The organism is Affinundibacterium amnicola, assembly GCF_014284275.1.
Classification (GTDB): domain Bacteria; phylum Pseudomonadota; class Gammaproteobacteria; order Burkholderiales; family Burkholderiaceae_D; genus Undibacterium; species Undibacterium amnicola.
The window spans coordinates 12,315-35,729 of record NZ_JACOFU010000013.1 but is presented as its reverse complement, the minus strand read 5'-3'; the positions used below and the strand labels follow the sequence as shown (position 1 = coordinate 35,729).

Genomic DNA, 23,415 nt, shown 5'->3' with positions numbered 1-23,415 from the left:
AGCAAGTTGGTACCACACCTTCCCATCCCGAACAGGACCGTGAAACGACTTTGCGCCGATGATAGTGCTGCAACCAGTGTGAAAGTAGGTCATCGTCAGGCTCTTATTCCGCATCGCCCCTGATTCACTCGAATCAGGGGCTTTTGCTTTTTTAAATCCTTCTACACTTCATTCCCCACTGTGCACCTCAGCCAGATCTGTTTAGATTTGCTTGTGCTCTCCTGTTCTTCAGGCCTGCGTTTCCCTTAGTCTGTCACTGACTGACTCATTTCTTCTTTAGCCTGCTATCTATTCCTGCTCTCGTCACTAAGTCTTCCTCTCTCTGCTCCAATTACACCTCTTTAACTTTTGTATCGCTTAGTGACTACAGTGCGTTGTATTACCTCTTCACGTGCTTTTCTAAAAATGAACCAGCTTCTCTCTAGCTTCCTAATTTACTCCTGCTTTTATAATTCTTACTTCACATGAATAATTTGTCTTTAATTAACAACTATTGTTTTGTCTTAATGCATAAAACTATTTTTTATGAATTTATTATAATAATATAGCTATTATTTTAAACTATTAATGGCTAACTTTATTAAGGTGGAAAATGTGTAGACTACATATTGATAAAAAAAGTGGGGTAACAATTGTGGAGCTGCTAATTGTACTAACAATTATAGGCGTACTTTCACAGTTGGCAATTGGGTCGTATTCTAAGCTTGTAACTAGAACTCGAATTTACATTGCTACTAGTGAGCTTCACGCCAGTCTTCTGTATGCCAGATCAGAGGCTATCAAGCATGGTGGTAGTGTAATAATCTGTCGAAGTTCTAATGCAGACTCAGCTACTCCAAGCTGCGACTCAGATATGAGCGACGGTAATTTGAATTCGGGATGGGGTGCTGGCTGGATTATCTATAAGGATCGCGATCAAGACGGAACGTTATCGACTGAGGATACCATTCTGCGTGTTCGTGGAAAATTGTTTTCATCTTCGGATCAAGGTTCGATTATTCCAAGTCCTAAACGTAAACAAATAAAATTTAATGAATTTGGTCAGGTTTATGGAACTTTTTTACAATTCAAGATTAGTCAAGCTAAGTCACCTGAGAGTATTGCTGATGCTAAGTATATCTGTATCGCATCTGGAGGGCGAGCCCGAGTCGATAAGATCGCGTGTAGTGCAAAGTAAATTTAATCGAGTTTCTCGCTGACTTGATTTGAATGCCAATGCCTAATATCTACACATCTTTGCCGCTTATCTGAAATTAATTGCATCTAGGAACCTCTTCTATATAATTCAAAACATAATAGGAGTGGACGATGCGTAGTTTAAATCACAAAAAATATTTTCAAGTTGGCGTTACTCTAGTGGAGCTAATTGTAGTTATTGCGATAACTGGAGTGCTTGCTGGTATTGCGCTACCATCATATAGAAATATGATTATTTCAAACCGAATTTCTAGCGTTACTTCGGACTTTCATGGAAGTTTATTGCTGGCAAGATCCGAAGCATTAAAACGCAGCGTGACTGTTTCTATGTGTAAGAGTTCCAACGCGGATTCTGATGGAGCGTCTTGCGATGGCTCTCAAAGTGTCGCCGGAACTAATGTTGGATGGGGTAGTGGTTGGATAATGTTTATTGATACGAACCGAGATGGCATTCTTAATGACGACGATGTAGCAATTAGAGCGCAAGGGCGTTTAATCGCAAATCCGGAAGATGGTGCAATTGTGCCAAGTAATGCGGTTGAATTTATCAGTTTTGGCTTAACAGGGCAAACCTTTACTGCCGTTAATTTTCAAATAACTGCTCCTTCAGGTTACGCAAACCTAGAACGGGCGGTATGCGTTGTCATTGGTGGTCGGGCAAGAGTCGGCAAGGCACCAGATTGCCTGTAGATAGGAGTTAGGTATGCGAATTAAAGAGAAGCAAAGTGGTACAACCTTAATCGAAATTATGGTGTCCATTTTGGTAATGGCTATTGGATTGTTAGGATTAGCCAGCTTACAGATTAATGCTATGAAATTTCAGAAGACGGCTAGTCAGCGTTCTGAAGCGACACAAGCATCGTATGACATTGCTGAACGTATGCGTAGCAATTGGCTTATGCCTAAAAGCATCGATAATCTGGCTTTATTTAGAGCAGCTAATGAGCTTAAATACACCTTTAATGATGAGTATTCAGTAAGTTACAGCGCGACACATAATCCTCCACATAACTGCAAAGCGAGTATATGTGATACGGGAAAAATTGCTGCCAATGATGTACAAGAGTGGCTGCGCTCTCTGCAGCAAAGATTAGTGGATGGTACAGGCATGATAGTGCCGGTGCCTGGAAGTGCGAGTTCAACATTCGATGTAACGGTGATGTGGAAGGAGCAAACTTTAACTGCGCTTGACGCGAATTGCCCTCCTGCTGCTCGTGCGCCAATTGGTGTGAGATGTTTTAATTTGAGGTTTTCTATATGACTGCCGTATTTTATATGAAGAAGCCAAATGCGCGAGGGCGTTCGTTAGTTGAAATTATGATCGCGCTTACTATCGGTATGGTGATATTGATAGCTGTTTCTTCATTGTTTATTGGAAATCGGCAAACGTTTCGGGCGAATGATGATAAGACTCGATTGGACGAAGAAGGTCGTTTGGCTTTAAACATGATGGCGCTTCATATTCGTATGGCTGGCTATGGGGCCATGTTGAAGCCTTTAGAGTCATCTTCAGGTCCCGGGAACGTACCGGAACCAGCACTGTATACGACGTATGCAAATCTTGGATCTGGAATTGCTGAAAATGCGATTCGTGGGTGTGCAAATGGATTTATTGATACGGGGGCAAGTATAATGGGGATAGGGTGTCAACCAGGTACGACATCGGATTCTTTTTTAGTTCGGTACGATGTAGATCAGAATATCGTGGCACTCAATGGGGCGTTGCCAATTGATTGTTTAGGGGCAAACATCATACTTTCTCCTCCTATTCCGGCTATACCGGGTCGTAGTGGTAGCCTAGGTTTTTTTAGGGTCGAAAATCGTTTCTTTGTGCAAAATAATCCCAACACAGGTAACCCAGAGTTGTATTGTCGTGGCAATGGAAATACGCCCCCAGATGCGCCTTTTGTGAACGCAGCACAACCTGTAGCCGAGAATGTCGAAAGTATGAAAATTACTTATGGGTTGCATCCGGATGCACTTGAAATGGAAACAAATCCGGATGCTAATTCGCAAACTATTAATCAGTTTTTGACTGCTGATTTGATGGTAGATCCGGCCATGTGGAATCGAGTTGTGTCTGTTCGTTTATGCATTGTCGTTCGATCTGCTAATGATAATTTGACCACCGCAAAACAAGCTTATCGCGACTGTACTGGCAACCAAGTTGTTGCGACAGATCGTCGGTTAAGAGGCGTATTTTCTACAACGGTAGCGATTCGTAATCGATCAGTGGGGGCTACATGAATATGGTTAAAAGGCGTAAACAAGCGGGCTTTGTGCTTGCAATTAGTATGATTTTCTTGATCGTTATGACGATGTTGGCCGTGACCGCGATCAAGAAAGCGACAATGGATGAAAAGGTTTCAGGCAATTTAAGAGCACAAAATTTAGCATTTGATGCTGCGGAGAAAGCTTTACGTTTTTGTGAAAGTAATATTGAATTGGCTGCAGGCGATACTGAAATATGTAAAATGAAGCTCGGCGCGACGGTTTTGGTTATTCCTCCCACTAGGCCATATAGAGATGACGATGTTAATGCTAATTTTCCAATTGAGTGGTCGAATATGGACAATTGGAATGAACGGGGGCCGAATAATGCCGTAAGGTTAAATGGGATTAATGCAGTGCCAAATGTCGCGACGCAACCGCAGTGCATGATTGAACGATGGGAAATCCCTAGTAACCGAGGAGAATATCCAGGGGACCAGTTTTATCCTTATGTCATTACAGCCCGTGGAATTGGTAGTACTGGTACTGCAGTCGTTTGGCTACAAGAAGTTATTCGTTGTGGCAATTATTAATTGAGGTAGATCATGTTCACTAGAAAATCACGAATGTCGACATTTTTGGTGCAATTGCTTGTGTTAGCACAAGTAATGCTGCCATTCCCGACTTGGGCGGCGATCTCAAATTTGCCTCCGTTGGTCAAGGCGAATGTGCCTCCAAATGTCTTTTACACCTTAGATGACTCTGGTTCGATGATGTTCGAGGTGATGCCAGACTCCTTGACGCCAACTGGGAATAGTTCGTTAGATGGCTCTCGTACTGATAACACCAAGTATTGCGGATCATCTTGCTGGGTAGTGCGTGTGTTTCCAGCGCCAGACAATGTGTATAACATTAATGGAGATGGAAATTACGGGACAACAAATGAGACTGTTGTTGGGTTTTCTGACAATATAACAGTAGCACGTTGGCGCTCTGCGGAAACCAATAAAGTTTATTACGACCCTAACGTTAGATATGATCCATGGATAGATATCGCCTCTATCACGTTGACAAATCCATATGGTAATCCTATGCCGAATGCTAATCCCGCGGCAGCAAAATACAATCCTGTCCCAACTGCTGGCATGGCTACAGATACGCTAAATCTTACATTGGATCAATCGCGTGGAATACATTCAAATGCGTGGCTTAACGATGCCGCGAATGGCACAACGACTTCTCCTACATGGACAATCAATAGCACTTCAAAGACGTCATTTTATCCAGCAACTTATTTTCAATATAATCCAGATCAGTTGCCAAGTTGCACAACAAGTCAGCTTAGTTGTTTTAAACGAGTTGAAATTAAATCGGGAATGTCGTTGGCGGCGAAAGCCGCAACTCGATCAGATTGTGCGGCTAACATTTGTACATTTAATGAAGAAATTCAAAATTTTGCAAATTGGTTTCAATATTATCGGTCACGTATGTTAACTGCACGTGCAGGCAGTGGTCGTGCATTTGCGAATCAAGCATCGACTTTACGTGTTGGTTTTGGCACGATCAACACTTCAGGAACCAAAGTTTCCAATGTGTCCGATGATTTTGGTGTAACAAATAAAAAGAATTTTTTAACCACCTTGTATCAAAGAAAAGTTCCTGCTGCAGGTACTCCACTAAGAAAAGCCGTTGATGACATTGGTCAGTATTTTATGAATCGCACCATTACAGGCCCATGGCAGACAAAATATAACGTTGGACCAACCTCAGATCAGTTGAGTTGCAGACAAAATTATAATATTTTGATGACGGATGGCTATTGGAATGGTAGTGCAGCTGGTTCAGGACGGACTGGTGATTGGGATGGTAAAGACGGATCAACACACACAAGCTCAAGCGGAGCAACTTATCGGTATGTCGCAGCTAATCCGTATAAGGATGGCGAAGGTGATACCTTGGCTGATATCGCTATGTATTACTGGGTTAACGATTTGCGATCTGACTGGCCTCAGGCTAAGAAAAATGTTCCACCTTCTAGGGACGGAACGAATCCTGCATTTTGGCAGCATTTAGTTCAATACACAGTCGGTCTTGGTGTTAGTGGGTCTTTGGATCCAGCCACCGATTTGCCTGCATTGACTGCTGGAACGAAAAGTTGGCCGACTGCTGCCTCAAATCAGGTTGATGATTTATGGCATGCGGCATTAAATTCGAGAGGTAGGTATTTTAACGCTGGTAATCCGCAGGCTTTTTCTGATGCACTGAATGATGCATTAAATGAGATTGCAGCTCGATCTGGTGATGCTGCCGCAGTTGCAACCTCTAAAAATACTTTAGATGTTGGTTTGAAACTATATACATCGACTTATCAGACAGCAGATTGGTCTGGAAGGTTGGAGCAGAAGTCTGTTAATGAGACAACAGGAAACATTATTACACCTAATGATTGGGATACAGATAATAAAATACCAGTACCTGCATCACGTAAAATTGTGACTGTGAATTCGAATGGTAAAGGTGGTACCGAGTTTAACTATGGCAATTTGACCTCCACAGAACAGGGAATATTGAATACTGCTGCGGCGGCTTATGCACCTGCGTATACTGTCTCAGGGAGTGACATTGTTAATTACATCCGCGGTGAGAAGTCAAAAGAGACCATTCCGTTCCGTGCTCGTAAGGTGCTGTTAGGAGACTTGGTGAATTCTGATCCGCAGTATGTTAAAGAAGGCAGGGATGGGGGATATATCTTTTTACCGACAGATATTAATGGAAAGACTTCTTATACCCAATTTTTGAATGTGAAAAAGTCCCGTGTGCCAACTGTATATGTTGGTAGTAATGACGGCATGTTGCATGCATTCGATGCAACTAAGTCCTTATCTGGAGGTACGGAGAGGTTTGCTTATGTGCCTAGGGCTGTAGTACCAAACTTACATGAGTTGGCAAAACCTAATTATGTGCATCGCTTTTATGTGGACGGAACGCCTATGATTGCCGACGCAGCGATTGGTTCAGGTTCCACACCCTGGCGGACGGTATTAGTTGGAACAACAGGTGCTGGTGGTAAATCTGTATTTGCACTAGACGTCACAAATCCAACCACATTTGAAAAAGAAAATGTTCTGTGGGAATTGAATTCATCAACGCCAAGCGTTGATAATGATCTAGGCTATACGATAGGTGTTGCGCAAATTGGCGTGATGCGTGATGGTCGATGGGTGGCCATTTTTGGAAATGGCTTTGAAAGCACCAATCAAAAAGCGGTCTTGTATGTAGTTGACTTAAAGACTGGAAATATTATCGAAAAAATCGATACAGGTATTGGTGGAGCAGGTACGCCAAATGGCCTTTCAACGCCTAAATTGTTATTGAACGCAGACTCGACAATAAAGGCTGCTTATGCTGGAGACAGGCAAGGTAATATGTGGAAGTTCGATTTCGTCACGACTGGTACCGTTCCGTCTTTGGTTACTGATCCTGGATTAGCATTTGGTAGTGCTACGCCTTTGTTTGCCGCTGTAGATTCAGGTCGAAATCAACCAATTACAACACAACCACAATTATTTCCACATCCAGATGGTGGGTTTATGGTGGTGTTTGGGACTGGAAAGATTTTTGAAGACACAGACTCTTCTACAACGGATAAGGAAACCTTGTATGGTATCTGGGATAAGACTACGCCGACTGTCGTCACTCAAGCGCAATTGGTCGAGCAAACACTTACCCAAACAGGAATTTACTATAAAGTCTCTAAAAATTCTGTGAGTTGGGCGACTAAACGAGGATGGTTCATCACATTGAAAGTCAGAAACGGTGAGCGGATAGTAACTGATCCAATTGTGCTTGAAGATCAAATATTTTTTACAAGTTTAATTCCTGGCAATAGTGCTGATTTATGTGTTGTTGATGCGCTATCAACAACTCTACAGATTAGTCCACTCAATGGTGGTGCTTTAGGTTATAAGTCGATAGATACAAATGGTGACGGGGTAGTTAATAGTTCAGATACGATGGTTAGCGGTAGACAAACCAGCGCAACATTCGGCACTACAATTGTTCGGCTTGGTAATCGTAAAGTAAAAGTTTTTCAAGCCGATGCTAGGACTGGAACAGTGCCCTCAGGTGGGGCTGGTTCAGATTTACAATTGTCTGATGCAATTCCAACGACACGTTTATGGCGACAGTTGATTGGTAGGCAATAAATGCCGTTTATAAAATTTAATATGTAAGGATTTTTATGATGAAGTCTGGCAAAAAAAAGATGCGAGGTTTCACCTTAGTCGAATTAATGATCGTGATTGCAATTATTTCGATTATTAGCGCAATTGCTTATCCGAGCTATCGTGAAAATGTACGTAGAAGTAATCGATCTGAAGTTCGTGCTTTGATGTTAGAAAACGCCCAGTATATGGAACGTTTTTTTACGGAGAATAGTTCTTATTTGCAAACTGCTGGTGCAACTCCAACGGCACCAGTTTTGCCGAATCTGGTTTCTCCGAGAGGAGCAGTAGGTACCAAGGTTAATTATAATATTGCTTTTAGAGCGTTGCCTGCACGATCGGTGACAACTTATGCGATTGAGGCAATTCCGACTAATTTAATGGCTGGTGATTCATGTGCAACTTTAACTTATAATCATTTAGGGCAACGAGGCACAGATGGTACTTTGAGTGACGGAATGACAAGCGACACTTGTTGGTCGAAATAGATCTTTATAAAAATAAGCTTTGTTTCTCTGAGGTAGAAATGAAGCTTATTTTTTTGTGTTTGTATAAGTTGTATTTCTGTAGTTAGTGGTTTCTTAAGTTTTACTATTTCTTTTTTATTTCCTGTATCGCTTCAACAAACTCCGACACATCTTCAAAACTCTTATAAACTGAAGCGAAACGGATGTACGCAATTTTGTCCAAGCGCTTCAATTCACGCATTACCAGTTCACCGAGCTGGCCTGAAATAATTTCTCGCTCACCACTTGCAAGTAATTTCTCCTCAATATGCTGAATTGCCGTATCGACCGCTTCCGCAGATACCGGTCGTTTTCGCAATGCCAACATCAGGCTAGCGCGTAATTTTGACGATTCGTATTCCGATCTACTGCCATTTTTCTTGACGATGACAGGCATCGCTAATTCTATTCGTTCATAGGTCGTGAAGCGTTTGTCGCAGCTCGCGCAACGACGACGACGACGTATGCTATCGCCTTCTTCAGATATTCTGGTGTCGATCACTTGCGTGTCAACATGATGACAGTAAGGACACTTCATAAAATTTCTCTTGTCCGCATTTGATTTGTCTCGTTATACATAGGATAGCGTTACTATTTTAATTCTTGCTTTAGGGGGACGGCTTTTTCGTATGATCAAATTTCGATGCTAATTATGCTTGATTGAGTCCAATTTGGTACGATATTTGTTGGAATAGGCATAAAAAAAGCCACTTCGGAAAGTGGCTTTTCGTTTTATGCGGCTTAATTAGTTGCCATAAACTGGGAAGGCAGAGGTTAGTTTCTTTACTTCTGCTTTCACACGTTCAATTGTCGCAGCATCGTTAGGATTATCTAAAACATCCGCTACCAAGTGACCGATCTTGATCGCTTCTGCTTCTTTGAAGCCACGCGTGGTCAATGCTGGGCTACCTAAACGGATACCAGAGGTGACGAATGGTTTTTCTGGATCATTTGGAATAGAGTTCTTATTGCATGTGATATGTGCAGAACCCAATACCGCTTCAGCGGCTTTACCTGTGATATTTTTGGAACGTAAATCGACCAGCATGACATGGGATTCTGTACGTCCAGAGATAATACGTAAACCGCGTTCGATCAAGGTTTTTGCCAACGCATCGGCATTTTTTACTACTTGTTCTTGGTAGGATTTGAATTCTGGATTCAAAGCTTCTTTGAACGCTACCGCTTTACCGGCAATCACGTGCATCAAAGGACCACCTTGTAAGCCTGGGAAGATTGCAGAGTTGATGATCTTCTCATGTTCGGCTTTCATCAAAATGATACCGCCACGTGGGCCGCGCAATGATTTGTGCGTCGTTGATGTGACGAAATCAGCAAAGGGTACTGGATTCGGATAAACGCCAGCGGCGATCAGGCCAGCATAATGTGCCATGTCGACCATGAAATAAGCGCCAACTTCTTTAGCGATTTTAGAGAAGCGTTCGAAATCAATACGCAAAGAGTAGGCGGATGCTCCAGCGATAATCAATTTTGGTTTGCTTTCACGTGCCAGACGTTCCATGGCTTCGTAGTCGATTTCTTCTTTGTCGTTCAAGCCATAAGACACCACGTTGAACCATTTGCCCGACATGTTCAAAGGCATACCATGCGTCAAGTGACCGCCTTCTGCCAAGGACATACCCATGATGGTATCGCCTGGTTTTAAGACTGCGAAGAATACGCCTTGATTCGCTTGTGAACCAGAATTTGGCTGTACGTTAGCAGCTTCTGCGCCGAAGATTTGTTTCAGGCGATCGATCGCTAATTGCTCAACGACATCCACGTGCTCACAGCCACCGTAGTAACGTTTGCCTGGATAGCCTTCAGCATACTTGTTAGTCAGTTGGGAGCCTTGTGCTTCCATCACGGCTGGTGATGTATAGTTTTCAGAGGCGATCAACTCGATATGTTCTTGTTGACGAACGTTTTCGGCTTGAATCGCGGCGAGCAATTCTGGATCGATATTAGCGAGAGTATGATTCTTGGAGAACATGGGTTTCCTGTAGAAAAAAGCGTAAAAAATGAAAAATTGGATTGGGACTGATCTGTAAAAATGCGCCAACTTGTGGATACAAGTCTCAATCACTTTTACCATCGGGATACCCAGGCGTGCGGCCAGAATCGACATCTTTGACTCTGCAAATCTCACGCTTCATGATGGAACTCCATCTTCTGCAAACAATCTTTGGATAAAAAATTGCTACATTTTCGCCAGTCGCGTGAGACAAAATGGTGCCCGAATTTTACGTCAATAGGGGTGTTTCAGCAAGTTACCTAAAGGTAAATACAGCTTTCAGATCGAGTATAAATGGCAAGATTTGTGAGCGCTAACTTTGTTTTGTTTTAGTGCTAAGAACCAGTACAGTTCGAGGTTTCCTGACTAATTTGTTTGTTCAGGTGTCGACATAGGAGTTCAAATTCAACAATCGGTTAAAAGTGAAATGATAAGAAAAGTGCTACAAGTACAGGAGAAATGATTGAAGGGCGTTGAGTAAACCAATTTTAAAAACGCCGTCCTGCCATACGACAAAGCTGAGCTACTTAAAAAGCTTTAAAATGCGGTTTTATCGTTGAATGCTAAAGGCAATAAATATGTTGGTACTGATTACAGGCGCAAGTTCAGGATTTGGTGAAGCAATGGCGCGTAAGTTTGTGCAACAAGGGCATCGCGTGATTGCAGCCGCACGCCGTTTGGAACGCCTGCAACAATTACAGTTGGAGTTGGGGCAGGCTTTGTTGGCAACCCAACTAGATGTTACCGATAAAGCCTCAATTGCAGCGATGTTGCAAAATTTGCCAGATGAATGGCGGGACATTGATGTGCTAATCAATAACGCAGGCTTAGCATTGGGTCTAGCTTCAGCGCAAACAGCCAGTCTCGACGATTGGGAAACCATGATAGATACCAATAATAAGGGATTAGTGCGAATGACGCATGCGCTACTCCCGCATTTTGTCGCGCGTAAAAATGGCGTGATTTTAAATATTGGATCAATAGCCGGATCAACTGCCTATCCGGGGGGAAATGTTTATGGCGCGACGAAAGCCTTTGTTGATCAATTTACGTTGAATTTGCGGGCGGATTTAATCGGTACTGGCGTACGAGCGACGAATATCGCGCCAGGCCTATGTGGCGGTACTGAATTTTCAAATGTACGTTTGAAAGGCGACGATGCCGCCGCAGCGAAGGTATATCAGGGTACACAACCATTAACCGCAACAGATATCGCGGAAACTGCTTATTGGATTGCGGCGCTACCGGCGCATGTGAATATCAATTACATTGAAATGATGCCGATGTGTCAGGGTTTTGGCCCTTTGTCCATTCAGCGTAGTTGATAGCCTTAGCACGACAAAAAGCGAATGATTCGATTCACCACAGAAAATCAAGAATGATTAATACATTTAATTGGCCTGTACGGGTTTACTACGAAGATACCGATGCAGGTGGGATCGTGTTCTACGCAAATTATCTCAAGTTTTTCGAGCGAGCCAGAACCGAATGGCTGCGCGATATCGGCATTAACCAAAATAGTATGAAAGATGAATATAACGCGGTCTTTGTCGTCAAAGCGACTGCAGTCGAGTATTATGCGTCCGCACGACTGGATGATGAACTTCGTGTTACTGTCGTAGTCGAAAAGACTGGTCGCGCTTCTATTGTATTTTCGCAAGAAGTTTGGTGCGGTGAACGTCGGCTGACGAGTGCGAAGGTAACGATTTGTTGTGTCAATATGGCACAATGGCGCTCAATGCCGATTCCAGAGCCTGTGCTTACATTGATTAATCCTGCGTTATTTACAAAGCTTGATTAATTTCATTGGTAGGTAAGGCAAAAAAAGCAGTTCGCCAATTCAGTAAGTCAATTGTGCGCATTTTCAGATTTTTAGTGTTCTTCATAAAATAACTATGACCGTTACTCACGACCTTTCTTTTTCCGCGCTAATTTTAAATGCGTCGCCACTAGTGCAAATTGTTATGGCGATTCTATTACTAGTTTCTGTGATGAGCTGGAATTACATCTTCAGCAAAATGTTTGCCATTAAAAAAGCCAGAGCACAAACTGAACAGTTCGAAAAACAGTTTTGGGCTGGCGGTAATTTGGTGGAACTGTATCAACAAGCGACGGCTAATCATCGCGGTAGTCGCGATAAAACAGGTGCGTTAGAGCGCATTTTTGAATCCGGCATGAATGAATATCATAAGGTGAAAACCGCAAACAAGGCGAATCTTGACGCAAGTGCGATGCTGGACGGTGCCCGACGTGCGATGCGGGCTTCATATCAAAGAGAAATGGATCATCTGGAATCCCATTTATCTTTCTTGGCATCGGTCGGCTCGGTCTCTCCTTATATCGGTTTGTTAGGCACGGTCTGGGGAATTATGAATTCATTTCGTGGCTTGGCAAATGTGCAGCAAGCTACTTTGAGTGCAGTTGCACCAGGGATTGCAGAGGCATTGATTGCGACAGCGATTGGTTTGTTTGCAGCGATTCCTGCGGTATTAGCCTATAACCGTTATTCGCACGATATTGATCGTTTGGCGATTCGTTTCGAAACTTTTATTGAAGAGTTCTCGAATATTTTGCAGAGACAATCGCGTTAAGCAAGCTTGAGATCATTGATGAGTTCTCTTCGTGGCGAACGTAAACGCAAATTTAAGGCAGAGATCAACGTAGTGCCGTACATCGACGTTATGTTGGTGCTGTTAGTCATTTTTATGGTTGCGGCACCGATGACCAATCCGAATGTGATTAATTTGCCGACGGCAGGGCAATCCACCAAGCCGCCTGCGGATTTTATTGAGATTACGCTCAGTCCAGATGCATCGGCAACGATTGGCATTACGACGCGCGGAAGTAGCAATGGCAATAGTAAACAAGAAGCGAAAGAGGCTGGATTGGATCGCAAGCAATTACTGAAAAAATTGCGCGAATATCACGAAGCTAAGCCGGAATTATCCGTATTAGTATCGGGTGATAAAGATATCAAATACGATGAGGTCATCCAAGTGATCTCAGAAGCGAAGAAGTTAGGCATACAACGTGTGGGGCTCGCTACTAAGTAGTGTGTTGGCATGAATCATAATTTAGAGCGAGAATTTAAACACGTTGCACATGCCGCGATGTTGCTATTATTGTCGCTTGGTGTAGGCGCCACAGTGCAGGCGCAATCTGCAGCACAAACTCAGCCACAGTCGGTTGTGTTGAATCCAACTTCAACACAAGAACCATCTCCTCCCGCGCCCTTAGTCAAAGCCGAAGGTATCTTCGCCCGGTATTATTTGGGAGAATTACGATCATCGCTGGCAGATCTTTTAGAAGAACATGTACCGGTGTTGTCTGCGAATGCTGAACCACAGATTCCAACACCGAGTTTCTTGCGCAAATTGCAGCGTGATATTACTGAAATTTTGGCTACCGAGGGTTATTTTTCTCCCCTTATCCATTTCGATAAAAATGCCGATGGTAGTCGTGTTGATATCCGTGTCGATACTGGTTTGCGTACTACGATTAAGTCAGTAACGATCCATTTTACTGGCGCTTTATTACTAGCTGCGGAAGCTGGAGATAAAGAAGCGATCGAGCGACGTGAAAAGCTGTTGAAGGAATGGGGCTTAGTCCAAGGCAAGGCTTTTCGCCAAGATGATTGGAGTAGCGCAAAAACCAAGCTGATAGAAAACCTGCGTTCTTATCGTTATGCTGGCGCAAGCTTGGTCGACAGTCGCGCGAACATTGATACCGAAACGTATTCAGCAAATCTGGAACTTGATGTTGATAGTGGTGCTGCTTTTGTGATTGGTGATTTGATGGTCACGGGTTTAGAGCGCTATCCATTGTGGTTGATTGACCGATTCAATCCGCCAAAGAAGGGCGATGTTTACTCTAGCGCGCAATTACTGGAATTTCAGCGGGCATTACAAAATTCGGCGTATTTTTCAACGGTCGCCTTTAATATCGATACTGATAGCACCAAAGCAGATGCGCTGCCGGTTGAGGTCTCATTAACAGAACGAAAGACCAGAGATATTGGTTTCGGAACTGGTTATAGTTCGAGTACAGGTTTCCGAACTGAGATCAGTTATCGAGATAGAAATTTACTTGGGCGTGTTTGGGATTTACGCTCAGCACTGCGTCTTGAACAGAAGCGTCAATTGTCTTATGCCGATGTTTATTTGCCGCCCAATGATAATAATCGCCTTGATTCTTTTGGCGTGTTATTTGATCGTTCAAATTTGGAAGGCGTTCTGCAGACACGATCTGCGCTTGGCGTGAAACGTAGCATTACGCATGGCATGGTCGAACAAAGGCTGGGGTTAAATTATACGCAGGAAAAAGTGGTGCAAAATGAAAACAGCGCGATTGAATTGGAGCGTAAAAGTCGGGCTCTGGTTGCTAGTGTAGGTTGGACTTGGCGTGATGTTGATGATGTATTTGCGCCACGTAAAGGGCAACGCGCACAACTAGATTTGGCGGTATCAGATAAGGCGATTATTTCAGATCAACGATTTGTTCGTGTGATTGGTAAGTACCAATACTGGTGGCCAGTCGCGCAGCGTGACAGCATTTTGTTGCGAACAGAGTTCGGTAAAGTTTTTAGCACCAGTGTGGCCGGTATTCCTGAAGATTATTTATTCCGTACTGGTGGCAGCACCTCGGTACGTGGTTATGCATATCAGAGTTTGGGAGTGGTCGATGGTGATGCGGTGATCGGTGGGCGTGTGATGGCGGCGTCGAGTATCGAGTATGTTCATTGGCGTACAGATACATTAGGTGTCGCAGCATTTGTCGATGTTGGTGATGCAGCTAGAAACTGGCGAGAATTTAAAGTCAAACAAGGGTGGGGGCTGGGAGCCAGAATCAAAACACCCGCAGGCCCGATTGCTTTAGATTTTGCGTATGGAAAACAGGTGAAAAAATTTCGTTTAGATTTTTCTATTGCGATCGCGTTTTGATTCTTTACTTGATTCAATGTTTTGTTTAACCGTAATTTATGTGATGCATCATTGAGAATGTCTAATCAAGATCAATCAACTCAGCAACAAGATGAAGCTTCAGCTAGGGAGGTCGTGAGTGAGACTGCCTTTGTCAAAGCACGCAAGCCTAAGCGGAAGTTTTTAATCGGATTTGGCGTACTGATTTTGATATTTGTGTTGGCGCTTTTTTTCGTAGTGCAAACACAGATAGGCAGTCGCTTTTTTTTAAACAGTGTGGAAAGTCTGAGTGGTGGTCGCGTCGCATTTGGCGAAGTCAATGGGCGTCTAGCTGATCAGTTGCGTATTGATGAGTTTGTTTATCAGGATGTGCAACAAAAAATTCGCATAAGTGGTTTGAATGTCGAGTGGAAGGCGTGGACGCTTTTGCTGGGGCGCGTTGACATCACGAATGTATCAATTTCCACCTTGCGCATTGCTAGTGTGCCGAGTAAAAATGTGCTTACCATGCCGCTGAGTTTGCAATTGCCAGCACGTATCGTCATCAGGCAGGCGGCGATTGGTCGCCTGGTATTGACCGAGTTAGGCGCTGATGGACAGGAAGTAAAACCGCTGGAATTGAAGGCGATCATCGGTAGTCTGGATAGCAGTGACTTAGTGCATCAACTAACTGCGCAAGTTGACTCAGCTTGGGGTGGATTGCATCTGAAAGGGCAAGTGCAAACTAATACGCCGTTTCAAGTTCAAGGCGAATTTACCTATCGCGGACAACCTAATCAGGATTTGCCGAAAGTTTTAATTCAAGGAAATCTAAGTGGTTCATTGCAAGATTTGCGAATGCAAGCGCAATCAGTTGCTAAAACTAAAGACGGAGTGATCGCTAACCCAGAGCAGCAGGCAAGTGCGGATATGCAATTGCATCTGGCGCCATTTTCTGGCACGCCTTTGCGTTCGGCTCGATTAAAGATTATTGATTTAAATCCGCAATGGATTAATCAACACGCACCATCTGCGATGTTGGACATAGACCTTGATTTGCAGCCACCCAAGGTCCAAGTGCCTGCGAAAATTATGCCAACTCCGGTGGTACAAACTACCGCTTTGAACGGTGAGATTCGTATCCGAAATCGTGCGCCACAAACAATCGACAAACAAGGTTTGCCTTTGAAGTCGTTCACCTCTGCACTTGAGTGGCAAGCAGACCAGCTTACACTTCGTAAAACGGTGCTTGAATTATTGTCTGGAACAGTTGCAGCAGAAAGCAAATTGCAATTTCGCCCTGCACAGTTACCATTACTAGACGCTAGCTTGATATTGAAAGATATTAATCTGGCACAAATCGATAGTCGTTTACGTCAAAGCAGTATTCAGGGCAATGTACAACTACAGGCAAAAGAACATCATCGCATCGATTTTCAAGCGCAGTTACGTGAACCTAGAGCGAGCCTGAATGCCGATGCGAGTTTCCTATTGAATGCAGCGGGAGACAACGGACTATTGCAATTGAAACGTTTTGAGTTGCAAGCAGAACAGGCATCTTTGGTCGGTAGTGGTGAAATCAATTTTGAAGGTAAGCAGGTATTTAAGTTGCAAGCGAAGATGACGCAATTTAATCCAGCACATTGGTGGTTGGCACCACAGGGTAAGCTCGACGGTGAAGTTAATGTGCAAGGTAGTCTGGCAGCAAAGGCCATCGTTAAATTGCAATTGCCTGGTGTGTCCGGCGAGCTATCTGGGCACAAATTTTCTGCCAGTGGCCGTGTCGATTGGCAACAGTCGACTTCAGTGATGTTCGAGCAACTTGAAATGCAATGGGGGGCGAATACCTTATCCGCCAATGGTGCTATCGGCAATTCGCAAAGCCAGTTGCAATTACATGTGCGCGCCGACGAATTGGCCTTGTTCGAATCATTGACTGGATTTTCGTTGACTGGCGTGGCGCGTGCAGATGCCGTAGTGAGTGGTAGCTTAGATGCATTGTCCGCAACCGTGAAATTGCATGCGGAAGATTTGCGTTCAGCCAGTGGTTTCGCTTTAGCGCAATTGGATGGGGATTTACAACTGGGTACTAATCCCCAAGATCCGTTGAAGCTGCAATTGATCGCTAAGGATATAAAAAGTGCGGGCATCTCTTTGCAAGCTGAGCAAAAAAATACACAAGGTTTAACGCTTGAAAAGCGTCGAAATTTGCTGGAACAATTACAAATCTCGGTCAACGGTAGTTTACGTCAGCACACGATAGAAGCTCGGGCGCAATTTGATCAAGGCCAAGGACGGCTATTATCGATGCAGGCGCAAGGTGGTATGTTAGCGTTAGCTGAAGTGAATAACTCGAGCAAAAGAAGTTCTAAAGCAAGCATACAAGAAAATCTTGATGTCGCGAACACCTGGCTTGGTCAGCTGTTGCAATTTAAATTGAGCGGATTTGGCGCACAGTCAGGGTCTTCCATGCCAGCGGAAGATATGGTCTTGCAAGCTGCAATGAATCTGCGTTTAAGCCCAAGCAAATTAAGCTTAGGGGCGGCTCAATTTGCAGGTGGTTTTGGTAAGCTGAATTTGGATCACCTGGAATGGACACCGAAATCTTTAAGCACGAAGGCGAAATGGGATGCGCTCCCTGTGATGGCGATTGCGCACCTGATCAAGCCGCAGGATAGTTTGCATGGCGATATACGTTTGGGCGTGAATTGGGATTTGCAATTGAAAGACCTTGTGCGTGGTGAGTTACAAGTGCAAAGGCAAAGTGGTGATTTATATGTGCCCGATGCCGATGGAACTGGTCAACCTATGAGTTTGGGTTTGAGTGAGTTGAGTGCACAATTACAGGCCGGTGGTTTGGTCGCGGGTAGTGGTGCCGAACGGGTGCGTATTCAGTTCAGTGGATTAGGGAGTCGCTTAGGAAATTGGCGTGCTAATGTAGAGACACAAATTCAAAATCAGAATGACAAATGGACTTTTCATTCAGATGCACCGATGAAGGGGGAGCTACATGCCGCTATCCCAGAATTGCAATGGTTGGCAGGACAATTGAGTGCCGATTTTGCGGTCAAAGGTGCCCTCAATTTGGATGCCAACTTTGGTGGCACATTTTCGCATCCAGTTTATCGGGCCAGCATGGATGGTCGCAATCTTGAGTTAGCTTTTGCATCGGAAGGTTTGCTGTTTCCAAATGGCGAATTACGGGCACAGTTGAATCAAGATATTCTTACGATCGAACGATTACGCTTCACAAATAAAGTGAACTTTGTGCCTAAATTTGAGCAGTTACAGGACTTGAATTGGGCTGGTCGAGAGGGCGAGTTTGTTGCCGCTGGTGAGGTCAATTGGCGCGAGCAAACTGGATCGATACAAGCTGATTGGAAAAACTTTCCTCTGTTGCAGCGTAAAGATCGTTGGTTAGTGGTGAGTGGTCAGGCAAAAATTGAACAGCTTGATAATGCCTGGGCCCTTATTGGTAAATTGCGTGCGGATGCAGCGTATTTCAAGTTACCTAAATTACCTCCACCAAGCTTGTCGGGAGATGTGTTGGTATCAAAAGGTGTGAAGTTGGTTGACGAAGATGTTGAACTTGATGGGGACAAAAAAGTCTTCAAGACCAAACTCGATTTGCAGATTGATATGGGACCACGCTTCGTATTTGTCGGACGAGGTTTAGATACTGCCCTTACCGGCACGATACGTTTGCGTAGCACTGATAATTCCCCGGTGCATGCGAGTGGATCAATCATTACCAATGGCGGTCAATATGAGGGCTATGGCCAACAACTGGAAATTGAACGCGGCATATTGAATTTTCAAGGTTCCCCTGGTAATCCATCCTTAAATATCCGAGCGCTTCGTAAAGGTTTGGCGGTGGAAGCCGGTGTTGATGTGACTGGAACTGTCGCCAACCCGCAAGTGAGATTGGTATCAGAACCCAATGTGCCAGACAGTGAAAAAATTTCCTGGCTGGTATTAGGACGTGAGTCTGAACAGGTTGGTACTGCGGATGCTTCTTTGCTGCTATCCGCCGCGGGCGCCATTTTTGGTGGGGATGGCAGTCGCAATATCCCACGCGAATTGGTTCAGGGTTTGGGCTTTGATGAGTTTTCGATTGGGCCTGCTGAGAGTGCTGGCTCTTCAAAATTACCGAATCAGACTATTGCAGGCGCGACTTCGATTGGTGCATCGTCCAATGATAAGGTAGTCAATATCGGTAAACGCTTGAAGCCAGGTCTGGTCTTATCAGTTGAACGTGGAGTTTCTGATGCTAGCGGTGCTTTGAAACTAAGTTGGCAATTAAGTAAACGTATACGCTTTATTGGCCGTTCAGGAACTGATAATTCAGCAGATGTGAAATATAGCTTTTCATTTAATTAGCTGAGATTCGTCAATGAATGAAACATTCCTCCATTGGATTTCAATAAATCAAAACACTATTTTGAGAAATTTGCACTTTCATCAAATCATGGAAGTTCAAGGCAAGCGATTTCGCTGTGACGATTCTCTTGGAAGACAGTTTATAATCACGCGCTGAAAGATTGAAAATTACTTATGTCGTTAGAAATTAATGAATGATTTTACCTACAACGCTGCAGCAAGTATGCGCTCAGGCGATGGCTTACAATGGCAATCACTGACCTTAGCGGGTCTGGTGCATTTGTTGCTATTTGCATTTCTAGTCATTGGCGTGCAATGGCAAAGTAGTGAGACGGTCGCTGTTGAGGCTGAAATTTGGGATCTGACGACGCGCGAGGCAGCACCGCTTCCGGTTGCGCCTGAATTGCCAGTTGAGGAGCTAAAGCCGGTCGTTGAAGTACCTAAAGAAATAGAAAAAGTTGTTGAAAAAGAAGATCCTGAAATTGCGATAGCACAGGAAAAGAAACGTAAGCAGCTGGAAAAAGAAAAAGAGCGTGAGAAGCAGGCGGAGTTAGATAAGCTTGAGTTGAAAAAAGCAGAACTTGAACTGGCGAAGAAGAAAGCGGCTGAAGAGAAAAAACGTTTAGCGAAAGAAAAAGCCGCGCAAGATAAAATCTTCGAAGAAAATATGCGCCGCTTAGATGGCCAAGTGGTGAAGCCTGGGTCGGGCGGTCTGGGTGATGCCTTGAAATCGACAGGCAATAATCGAGGCGATCCTAGTTACAATGCAAAAGTTGCGGCGAAAATTAAATCCAATACGATTTATGTGGTCAGTGATAATTCATCGAGTAACCCAACGGTAGAATTTATTATTCAGTTGTTTCCCGACGGTTCCTTAAAAGGGCCGATTAAGAAAACTAAATCATCAGGAATCTTAGCGTTTGATGACGCGGTAGCAAAAGCCATTGAAAAGTCCCAACCTTTTCCACGTGATAAGTCTGGTGAAGTTCCAAGCAGTCTTAATTTAGTTCATAGAATGAAAGATTAAAATTTGATGAAAAATTCTTCGATATTCAAAGCCCTGATTGCGGGCGTGATCACACTAGCTTGCAGTTTTTCTCAGGCGCAAATGCGGGTAGAAATTTCGGGCGTGGGTTCCAATCAGATTCCGATTGCCGTGGCGGCTTTTGCGAACGAAGAACTGTCTCCACAACTGGTTTCTACCATTATTCGTGATGATTTGAATCGTAGTGGTTATTTCCGACTAATCGAAGTTGGTGCTGCGATCTCTGAAACAGCAACGATCGATTTTGAAAGCTGGAAAGCACGCGGCGCCACTGCCTTGGTAGTTGGGAGCGTACAGAAAAAAGGCGAAGGCCGTTTCGATGTGCGTTACAAGTTATTCGATGTGCTCAAAAATGAAATGCTGTCAGGCTTTTCTATGGATACGCCAAATCCTAAGATTCGCTTAACTGCACATAAAATTGCCGACGATATTTATGAAAAGTTGACAGGAATTCCTGGTGTATTCTCGACCCGTATCGCCTATGTTACGAAGGCAGGCAATCAATATCGTTTAGAAATTTCCGACGCAGATGGTGAGGGCGTACAAGTTGCTTTGACCTCGAAAGAGCCGATTATTTCGCCGATTTGGTCACCAGACGGAATGAAGGTCGCCTACGTTTCTATGGAATTAAAGAAGCCTATCGTCTATATTCAGAATTTAATGACAGGTCAGCGTAGTACCGTTGCAAATTTTAAGGGTAATAATTCTTCACCTTCATGGTCACCCGATGGGAATAAATTGTTGGTCACTTTGTCCAAGGGCGCGATTGCACAAATTTATTCCATTAATGCCGATGGTTCGGACGCTCAACGCTTGAGTAATTCGAACGGTATCGACACCGAAGGTCGTTATTCACCGGATGGTCGCTATATCTATTTCGTCAGTGATCGCGGTGGCAATCCTCAAATTTATCGTATGAATGCCGATGGTAACGATGTGAAACGGATTACTTTCAAAGGGACTTACAATATTTCCCCCCGTATCTCGCCAGACGGAAATACCCTAGTGTTTATTTCGCGTCGTGATGGTGGTGATTACGTTTATGCAATGGATTTGGCGAATAGCAATCAAGAATTAAAACTTTCAGACACCAAATCTGACGAATCACCAAGTTTTGCACCGAATGGACGTTATGTTTTGTATGCGACACAAACCGGACGTCGCGGTACACTTGGTATTGTTTCAACAGATGCAAAAGTGAAGCAAAAACTGACGATTCAAGCAGGTGAAATACGTGAGCCAACTTGGGGCCCATTTATGAAATAGTGGAATTTTGCTGTTTTTAGGGTACAATTTCGCGTTTTGTATTGTTTTAGCTTTTAAATTTCTAACAGGAGAGTTTCATGCGTTTTACATCAGCATCTAAAACCGTTGCGGTTTTGTTGGCGAGTATCGCCTTAATCAGTGCTTGCAGCACACCAGTAAAATTGGAAGAGCCAGCGAAAATCGTTGAAGCTAAACCAGAGCCAGTTAAACCAGCTGATACACGTGAAGTTAAGCCTGTCGTTGCTGCTGAAGTTGATCCATTGACACAAGGCGCATTGGCTAAACGTAGTATCTATTTCGACTATGACAGCTATGTTGTAAAAGAAGAGTTCAAAGCAACAGTTGAAGCACACGCGAAATATTTGGTTGCAAACAAAGGCCGTAAGATCTTGGTTCAAGGTAATACAGATGAACGCGGTGGTCGTGAATACAATATCGCTTTGGGTCAAAAACGTGCAGAAGCAGTGCGTAAAGCATTGGCATTGTTAGGCGTTTCTGAAGCGCAAGTTGAAGCAGTTTCTTTGGGCGAAGAGAAGCCAAAAGCAACTGGTAGCGATGAAGCGTCATGGGCAGAAAATCGTCGTTCTGACATCGTTTATCAATAATTCATAAAAAATAATTTTAAAAATTATTTTTTATTGCGGTAAGTAAAAACGGACTTTGCAGTGTCATACTGCAAAGTCCGTTTTTTATGGTTCTATCGTATTGATAAATATTTGATGGTACTTGGTTATATTTCTACTGTATTTTGATTGAGGTAGCAAAATGAATGTATCTGTTTTGAGTAAAAAAATGCAGGCGCTGGTGTTTGCCTGCTTGTTAATGCCTGCAGTTGCTTCTGCTGGATTGTTTGACGATGAAGAGGCGCGTAAAGCGATCCTTGACCTGCGTGCAAAAATTACTGCCCTCACCGCGAAAATGGAAGCGCGCTTGGATGATAAGGCGGATAAGACTAGTGTGCTGGAGTTGAATAATCAAAATGAACAACTCAAAGCGGAGATATCGACTTTGCGTGGACAAATTGAGGTCTTACTCAATGATCTGGCTAATCTGCAGAAACGTCAGCAAGATTTCTACGTTGATTTAGATAAGCGCCTACGTGCTTTAGAACCAAAGACCTTAACTGTGGACGGCCGCCAGGTCACCATCGAGCAGAGCGAGCAGCGTAGTTTTGATGCGGCGATGAGCTTGTATAAAGCCGGTCAATACGCAAACGCTGCTTCTGCATTTACTGCTTTTACTTTAAATTATGCCGATTCAGTATTTGCAAGTCAGGCGCAATATTGGTTAGGGAATTCGCATTATGCGCAAAGAGATTGCAAGAATACGATCGTAGCACTGGATAAGCTATTAAAAACCTATCCAGATAATGCCAAAGCGCCAGACGCGATGTTGAATATTGCAGCTTGTCAGTTAGAGTTAAAAGACAAGAAGGAAAGTCGTAAAACTTTGCAGGCCGTGATCGCCAAGTTCCCAGGAACTGAAGCTGCGCAAGCCGCGAAGAGCCGTTTGGCTTCCACAAAATAATCCCGTGCTGCAATTGACAGGATGACGGAATCGCCCTATAATCTCGTTCTTTCGGGTCGTTAGCTCAGCTGGTAGAGCAGCGGACTTTTAATCCGTTGGTCGCAGGTTCGAATCCCGCACGGCCTACCACGAATACAGTGAAGGACTT

General features: G+C 43.9%; 19 protein-coding genes, 1 tRNA gene, 1 rRNA gene and 1 riboswitch. Of the genes, 19 read left to right on the top strand and 2 right to left on the bottom strand.

Going from position 1 to position 23,415, the window contains the following annotated elements; translation table 11 throughout:
- The 8 genes from rrf to H8K33_RS19465 form a co-directional block, all read left to right on the top strand.
- A 5S ribosomal RNA gene (gene rrf, locus H8K33_RS19505) occupies positions 1 to 101 on the top strand; the annotation flags it as partial.
- A gap of 491 nt (positions 102 to 592) precedes the next feature.
- Positions 593 to 1,177 (top strand): GspH/FimT family pseudopilin, encoded by a 585-nt coding sequence (locus H8K33_RS20035; protein WP_246443752.1) that lies wholly within the window; start codon positions 593 to 595, stop codon positions 1,175 to 1,177.
- A 131-nt stretch (positions 1,178 to 1,308) separates the two neighbouring features.
- On the top strand, positions 1,309 to 1,887 hold the full coding sequence (locus tag H8K33_RS19490; protein ID WP_186892743.1) for a GspH/FimT family pseudopilin: 579 nt from the start codon (positions 1,309 to 1,311) through the stop codon (positions 1,885 to 1,887).
- 13 nt (positions 1,888 to 1,900) lie between these two features.
- On the top strand, positions 1,901 to 2,458 hold the full coding sequence (pilV, locus tag H8K33_RS19485; RefSeq protein ID WP_186892739.1) for a type IV pilus modification protein PilV: 558 nt from the start codon (positions 1,901 to 1,903) through the stop codon (positions 2,456 to 2,458).
- A complete protein-coding gene (locus H8K33_RS19480) occupies positions 2,455 to 3,444 on the top strand; it encodes a PilW family protein (RefSeq protein ID WP_186892738.1) in 990 nt (329 codons plus the stop codon). Before pilV ends, H8K33_RS19480 begins: the two co-directional genes overlap by 4 nt.
- Positions 3,441 to 4,001, top strand: coding sequence for a pilus assembly PilX family protein (locus H8K33_RS19475; RefSeq protein WP_186892737.1), 561 nt, complete (start codon positions 3,441 to 3,443; stop codon positions 3,999 to 4,001). Before H8K33_RS19480 ends, H8K33_RS19475 begins: the two co-directional genes overlap by 4 nt.
- Positions 4,002 to 4,034: 33 nt before the next feature.
- Positions 4,035 to 7,613 carry a pilus assembly protein gene (locus H8K33_RS19470; RefSeq protein WP_222613506.1) on the top strand — a complete coding sequence of 1,193 codons (3,579 nt, stop codon included), beginning with the start codon at positions 4,035 to 4,037 and terminating at the stop codon, positions 7,611 to 7,613.
- 35 nt (positions 7,614 to 7,648) lie between these two features.
- Complete coding sequence (locus H8K33_RS19465; RefSeq protein WP_281387360.1) at positions 7,649 to 8,119, top strand: type IV pilin protein; 471 nt, start codon at positions 7,649 to 7,651, stop codon at positions 8,117 to 8,119.
- A gap of 103 nt (positions 8,120 to 8,222) precedes the next feature.
- Here H8K33_RS19465 and nrdR read toward each other — a convergent pair whose 3' ends face one another.
- The gene (nrdR, locus tag H8K33_RS19460) at positions 8,223 to 8,675 is read right to left on the bottom strand and encodes a transcriptional regulator NrdR (RefSeq protein WP_186892735.1); all 453 of its coding nucleotides are present in this window, start codon (positions 8,673 to 8,675) and stop codon (positions 8,223 to 8,225) included.
- 207 nt (positions 8,676 to 8,882) lie between these two features.
- The gene (glyA, locus tag H8K33_RS19455) at positions 8,883 to 10,130 is read right to left on the bottom strand and encodes a serine hydroxymethyltransferase (RefSeq protein WP_186892734.1); all 1,248 of its coding nucleotides are present in this window, start codon (positions 10,128 to 10,130) and stop codon (positions 8,883 to 8,885) included.
- Positions 10,131 to 10,231: 101 nt separating this feature from the next.
- Positions 10,232 to 10,366, bottom strand: a riboswitch (ZMP/ZTP riboswitch).
- 363 nt (positions 10,367 to 10,729) lie between these two features.
- On the opposite strand from glyA, the gene H8K33_RS19450 reads away from it, so the two are divergent.
- From H8K33_RS19450 to H8K33_RS19400, 11 genes are all read left to right on the top strand, one after another.
- On the top strand, positions 10,730 to 11,476 hold the full coding sequence (locus H8K33_RS19450; RefSeq protein WP_186892733.1) for an SDR family NAD(P)-dependent oxidoreductase: 747 nt from the start codon (positions 10,730 to 10,732) through the stop codon (positions 11,474 to 11,476).
- A gap of 53 nt (positions 11,477 to 11,529) precedes the next feature.
- Positions 11,530 to 11,952 carry a tol-pal system-associated acyl-CoA thioesterase gene (gene ybgC, locus H8K33_RS19445; RefSeq protein WP_186892732.1) on the top strand — a complete coding sequence of 141 codons (423 nt, stop codon included), beginning with the start codon at positions 11,530 to 11,532 and terminating at the stop codon, positions 11,950 to 11,952.
- A 94-nt stretch (positions 11,953 to 12,046) separates the two neighbouring features.
- Positions 12,047 to 12,742, top strand: a complete 696-nt coding sequence (gene tolQ, locus H8K33_RS19440) for a protein TolQ (protein ID WP_186892731.1) — start codon at positions 12,047 to 12,049, stop codon at positions 12,740 to 12,742.
- 18 nt (positions 12,743 to 12,760) lie between these two features.
- Entirely contained in the window at positions 12,761 to 13,204 is a 444-nt protein-coding gene (locus H8K33_RS19435) for an ExbD/TolR family protein (RefSeq protein ID WP_186892730.1), read from the top strand.
- A 9-nt stretch (positions 13,205 to 13,213) separates the two neighbouring features.
- Positions 13,214 to 15,091 carry an autotransporter assembly complex protein TamA gene (locus tag H8K33_RS19430; protein ID WP_186892729.1) on the top strand — a complete coding sequence of 626 codons (1,878 nt, stop codon included), beginning with the start codon at positions 13,214 to 13,216 and terminating at the stop codon, positions 15,089 to 15,091.
- A 57-nt stretch (positions 15,092 to 15,148) separates the two neighbouring features.
- Positions 15,149 to 19,429, top strand: coding sequence for a translocation/assembly module TamB domain-containing protein (locus H8K33_RS19425; protein ID WP_186892728.1), 4,281 nt, complete (start codon positions 15,149 to 15,151; stop codon positions 19,427 to 19,429).
- Positions 19,430 to 19,619: 190 nt separating this feature from the next.
- Entirely contained in the window at positions 19,620 to 20,456 is an 837-nt protein-coding gene (tolA, locus tag H8K33_RS19420; protein ID WP_186892727.1) for a cell envelope integrity protein TolA, read from the top strand.
- 6 nt (positions 20,457 to 20,462) lie between these two features.
- A complete protein-coding gene (gene tolB / locus H8K33_RS19415; RefSeq protein WP_186892726.1) occupies positions 20,463 to 21,740 on the top strand; it encodes a Tol-Pal system beta propeller repeat protein TolB in 1,278 nt (425 codons plus the stop codon).
- A gap of 77 nt (positions 21,741 to 21,817) precedes the next feature.
- Positions 21,818 to 22,345 (top strand): peptidoglycan-associated lipoprotein Pal, encoded by a 528-nt coding sequence (gene pal, locus H8K33_RS19410; RefSeq protein ID WP_186892725.1) that lies wholly within the window; start codon positions 21,818 to 21,820, stop codon positions 22,343 to 22,345.
- 160 nt (positions 22,346 to 22,505) lie between these two features.
- On the top strand, positions 22,506 to 23,267 hold the full coding sequence (gene ybgF / locus H8K33_RS19405; RefSeq protein ID WP_186892724.1) for a tol-pal system protein YbgF: 762 nt from the start codon (positions 22,506 to 22,508) through the stop codon (positions 23,265 to 23,267).
- Positions 23,268 to 23,320: 53 nt separating this feature from the next.
- Positions 23,321 to 23,396: transfer RNA gene (locus tag H8K33_RS19400), tRNA-Lys, on the top strand.
- Positions 23,397 to 23,415: the final 19 nt, after the last annotated feature.

Excerpts from the sequence above, each read along its gene's own strand:
- nrdR (WP_186892735.1), bottom strand. The coding sequence starts at position 8,675 with ATGAAGTGTCCTTACTGTCATCATGTTGACACGCAAGTGATCGACACC.
- H8K33_RS19480 (WP_186892738.1), top strand. The coding sequence starts at position 2,455 with ATGACTGCCGTATTTTATATGAAGAAGCCAAATGCGCGAGGGCGTTCG.
- ybgF (WP_186892724.1), top strand. The coding sequence starts at position 22,506 with ATGAATGTATCTGTTTTGAGTAAAAAAATGCAGGCGCTGGTGTTTGCC.
- tolB (WP_186892726.1), top strand. The coding sequence starts at position 20,463 with ATGAAAAATTCTTCGATATTCAAAGCCCTGATTGCGGGCGTGATCACA.
- H8K33_RS19475 (WP_186892737.1), top strand. The coding sequence starts at position 3,441 with ATGAATATGGTTAAAAGGCGTAAACAAGCGGGCTTTGTGCTTGCAATT.
- H8K33_RS19435 (WP_186892730.1), top strand. The coding sequence starts at position 12,761 with ATGAGTTCTCTTCGTGGCGAACGTAAACGCAAATTTAAGGCAGAGATC.
- H8K33_RS19450 (WP_186892733.1), top strand. The coding sequence starts at position 10,730 with ATGTTGGTACTGATTACAGGCGCAAGTTCAGGATTTGGTGAAGCAATG.
- tolQ (WP_186892731.1), top strand. The coding sequence starts at position 12,047 with ATGACCGTTACTCACGACCTTTCTTTTTCCGCGCTAATTTTAAATGCG.
- ybgC (WP_186892732.1), top strand. The coding sequence starts at position 11,530 with ATGATTAATACATTTAATTGGCCTGTACGGGTTTACTACGAAGATACC.
- H8K33_RS19425 (WP_186892728.1), top strand. The coding sequence starts at position 15,149 with ATGTCTAATCAAGATCAATCAACTCAGCAACAAGATGAAGCTTCAGCT.
- H8K33_RS19490 (WP_186892743.1), top strand. The coding sequence starts at position 1,309 with ATGCGTAGTTTAAATCACAAAAAATATTTTCAAGTTGGCGTTACTCTA.
- pilV (WP_186892739.1), top strand. The coding sequence starts at position 1,901 with ATGCGAATTAAAGAGAAGCAAAGTGGTACAACCTTAATCGAAATTATG.
- pal (WP_186892725.1), top strand. The coding sequence starts at position 21,818 with ATGCGTTTTACATCAGCATCTAAAACCGTTGCGGTTTTGTTGGCGAGT.
- glyA (WP_186892734.1), bottom strand. The coding sequence starts at position 10,130 with ATGTTCTCCAAGAATCATACTCTCGCTAATATCGATCCAGAATTGCTC.
- H8K33_RS20035 (WP_246443752.1), top strand. The coding sequence starts at position 593 with ATGTGTAGACTACATATTGATAAAAAAAGTGGGGTAACAATTGTGGAG.
- H8K33_RS19430 (WP_186892729.1), top strand. The coding sequence starts at position 13,214 with ATGAATCATAATTTAGAGCGAGAATTTAAACACGTTGCACATGCCGCG.
- H8K33_RS19465 (WP_281387360.1), top strand. The coding sequence starts at position 7,649 with ATGATGAAGTCTGGCAAAAAAAAGATGCGAGGTTTCACCTTAGTCGAA.
- tolA (WP_186892727.1), top strand. The coding sequence starts at position 19,620 with ATGAATGATTTTACCTACAACGCTGCAGCAAGTATGCGCTCAGGCGAT.
- H8K33_RS19470 (WP_222613506.1), top strand. The coding sequence starts at position 4,035 with ATGTCGACATTTTTGGTGCAATTGCTTGTGTTAGCACAAGTAATGCTG.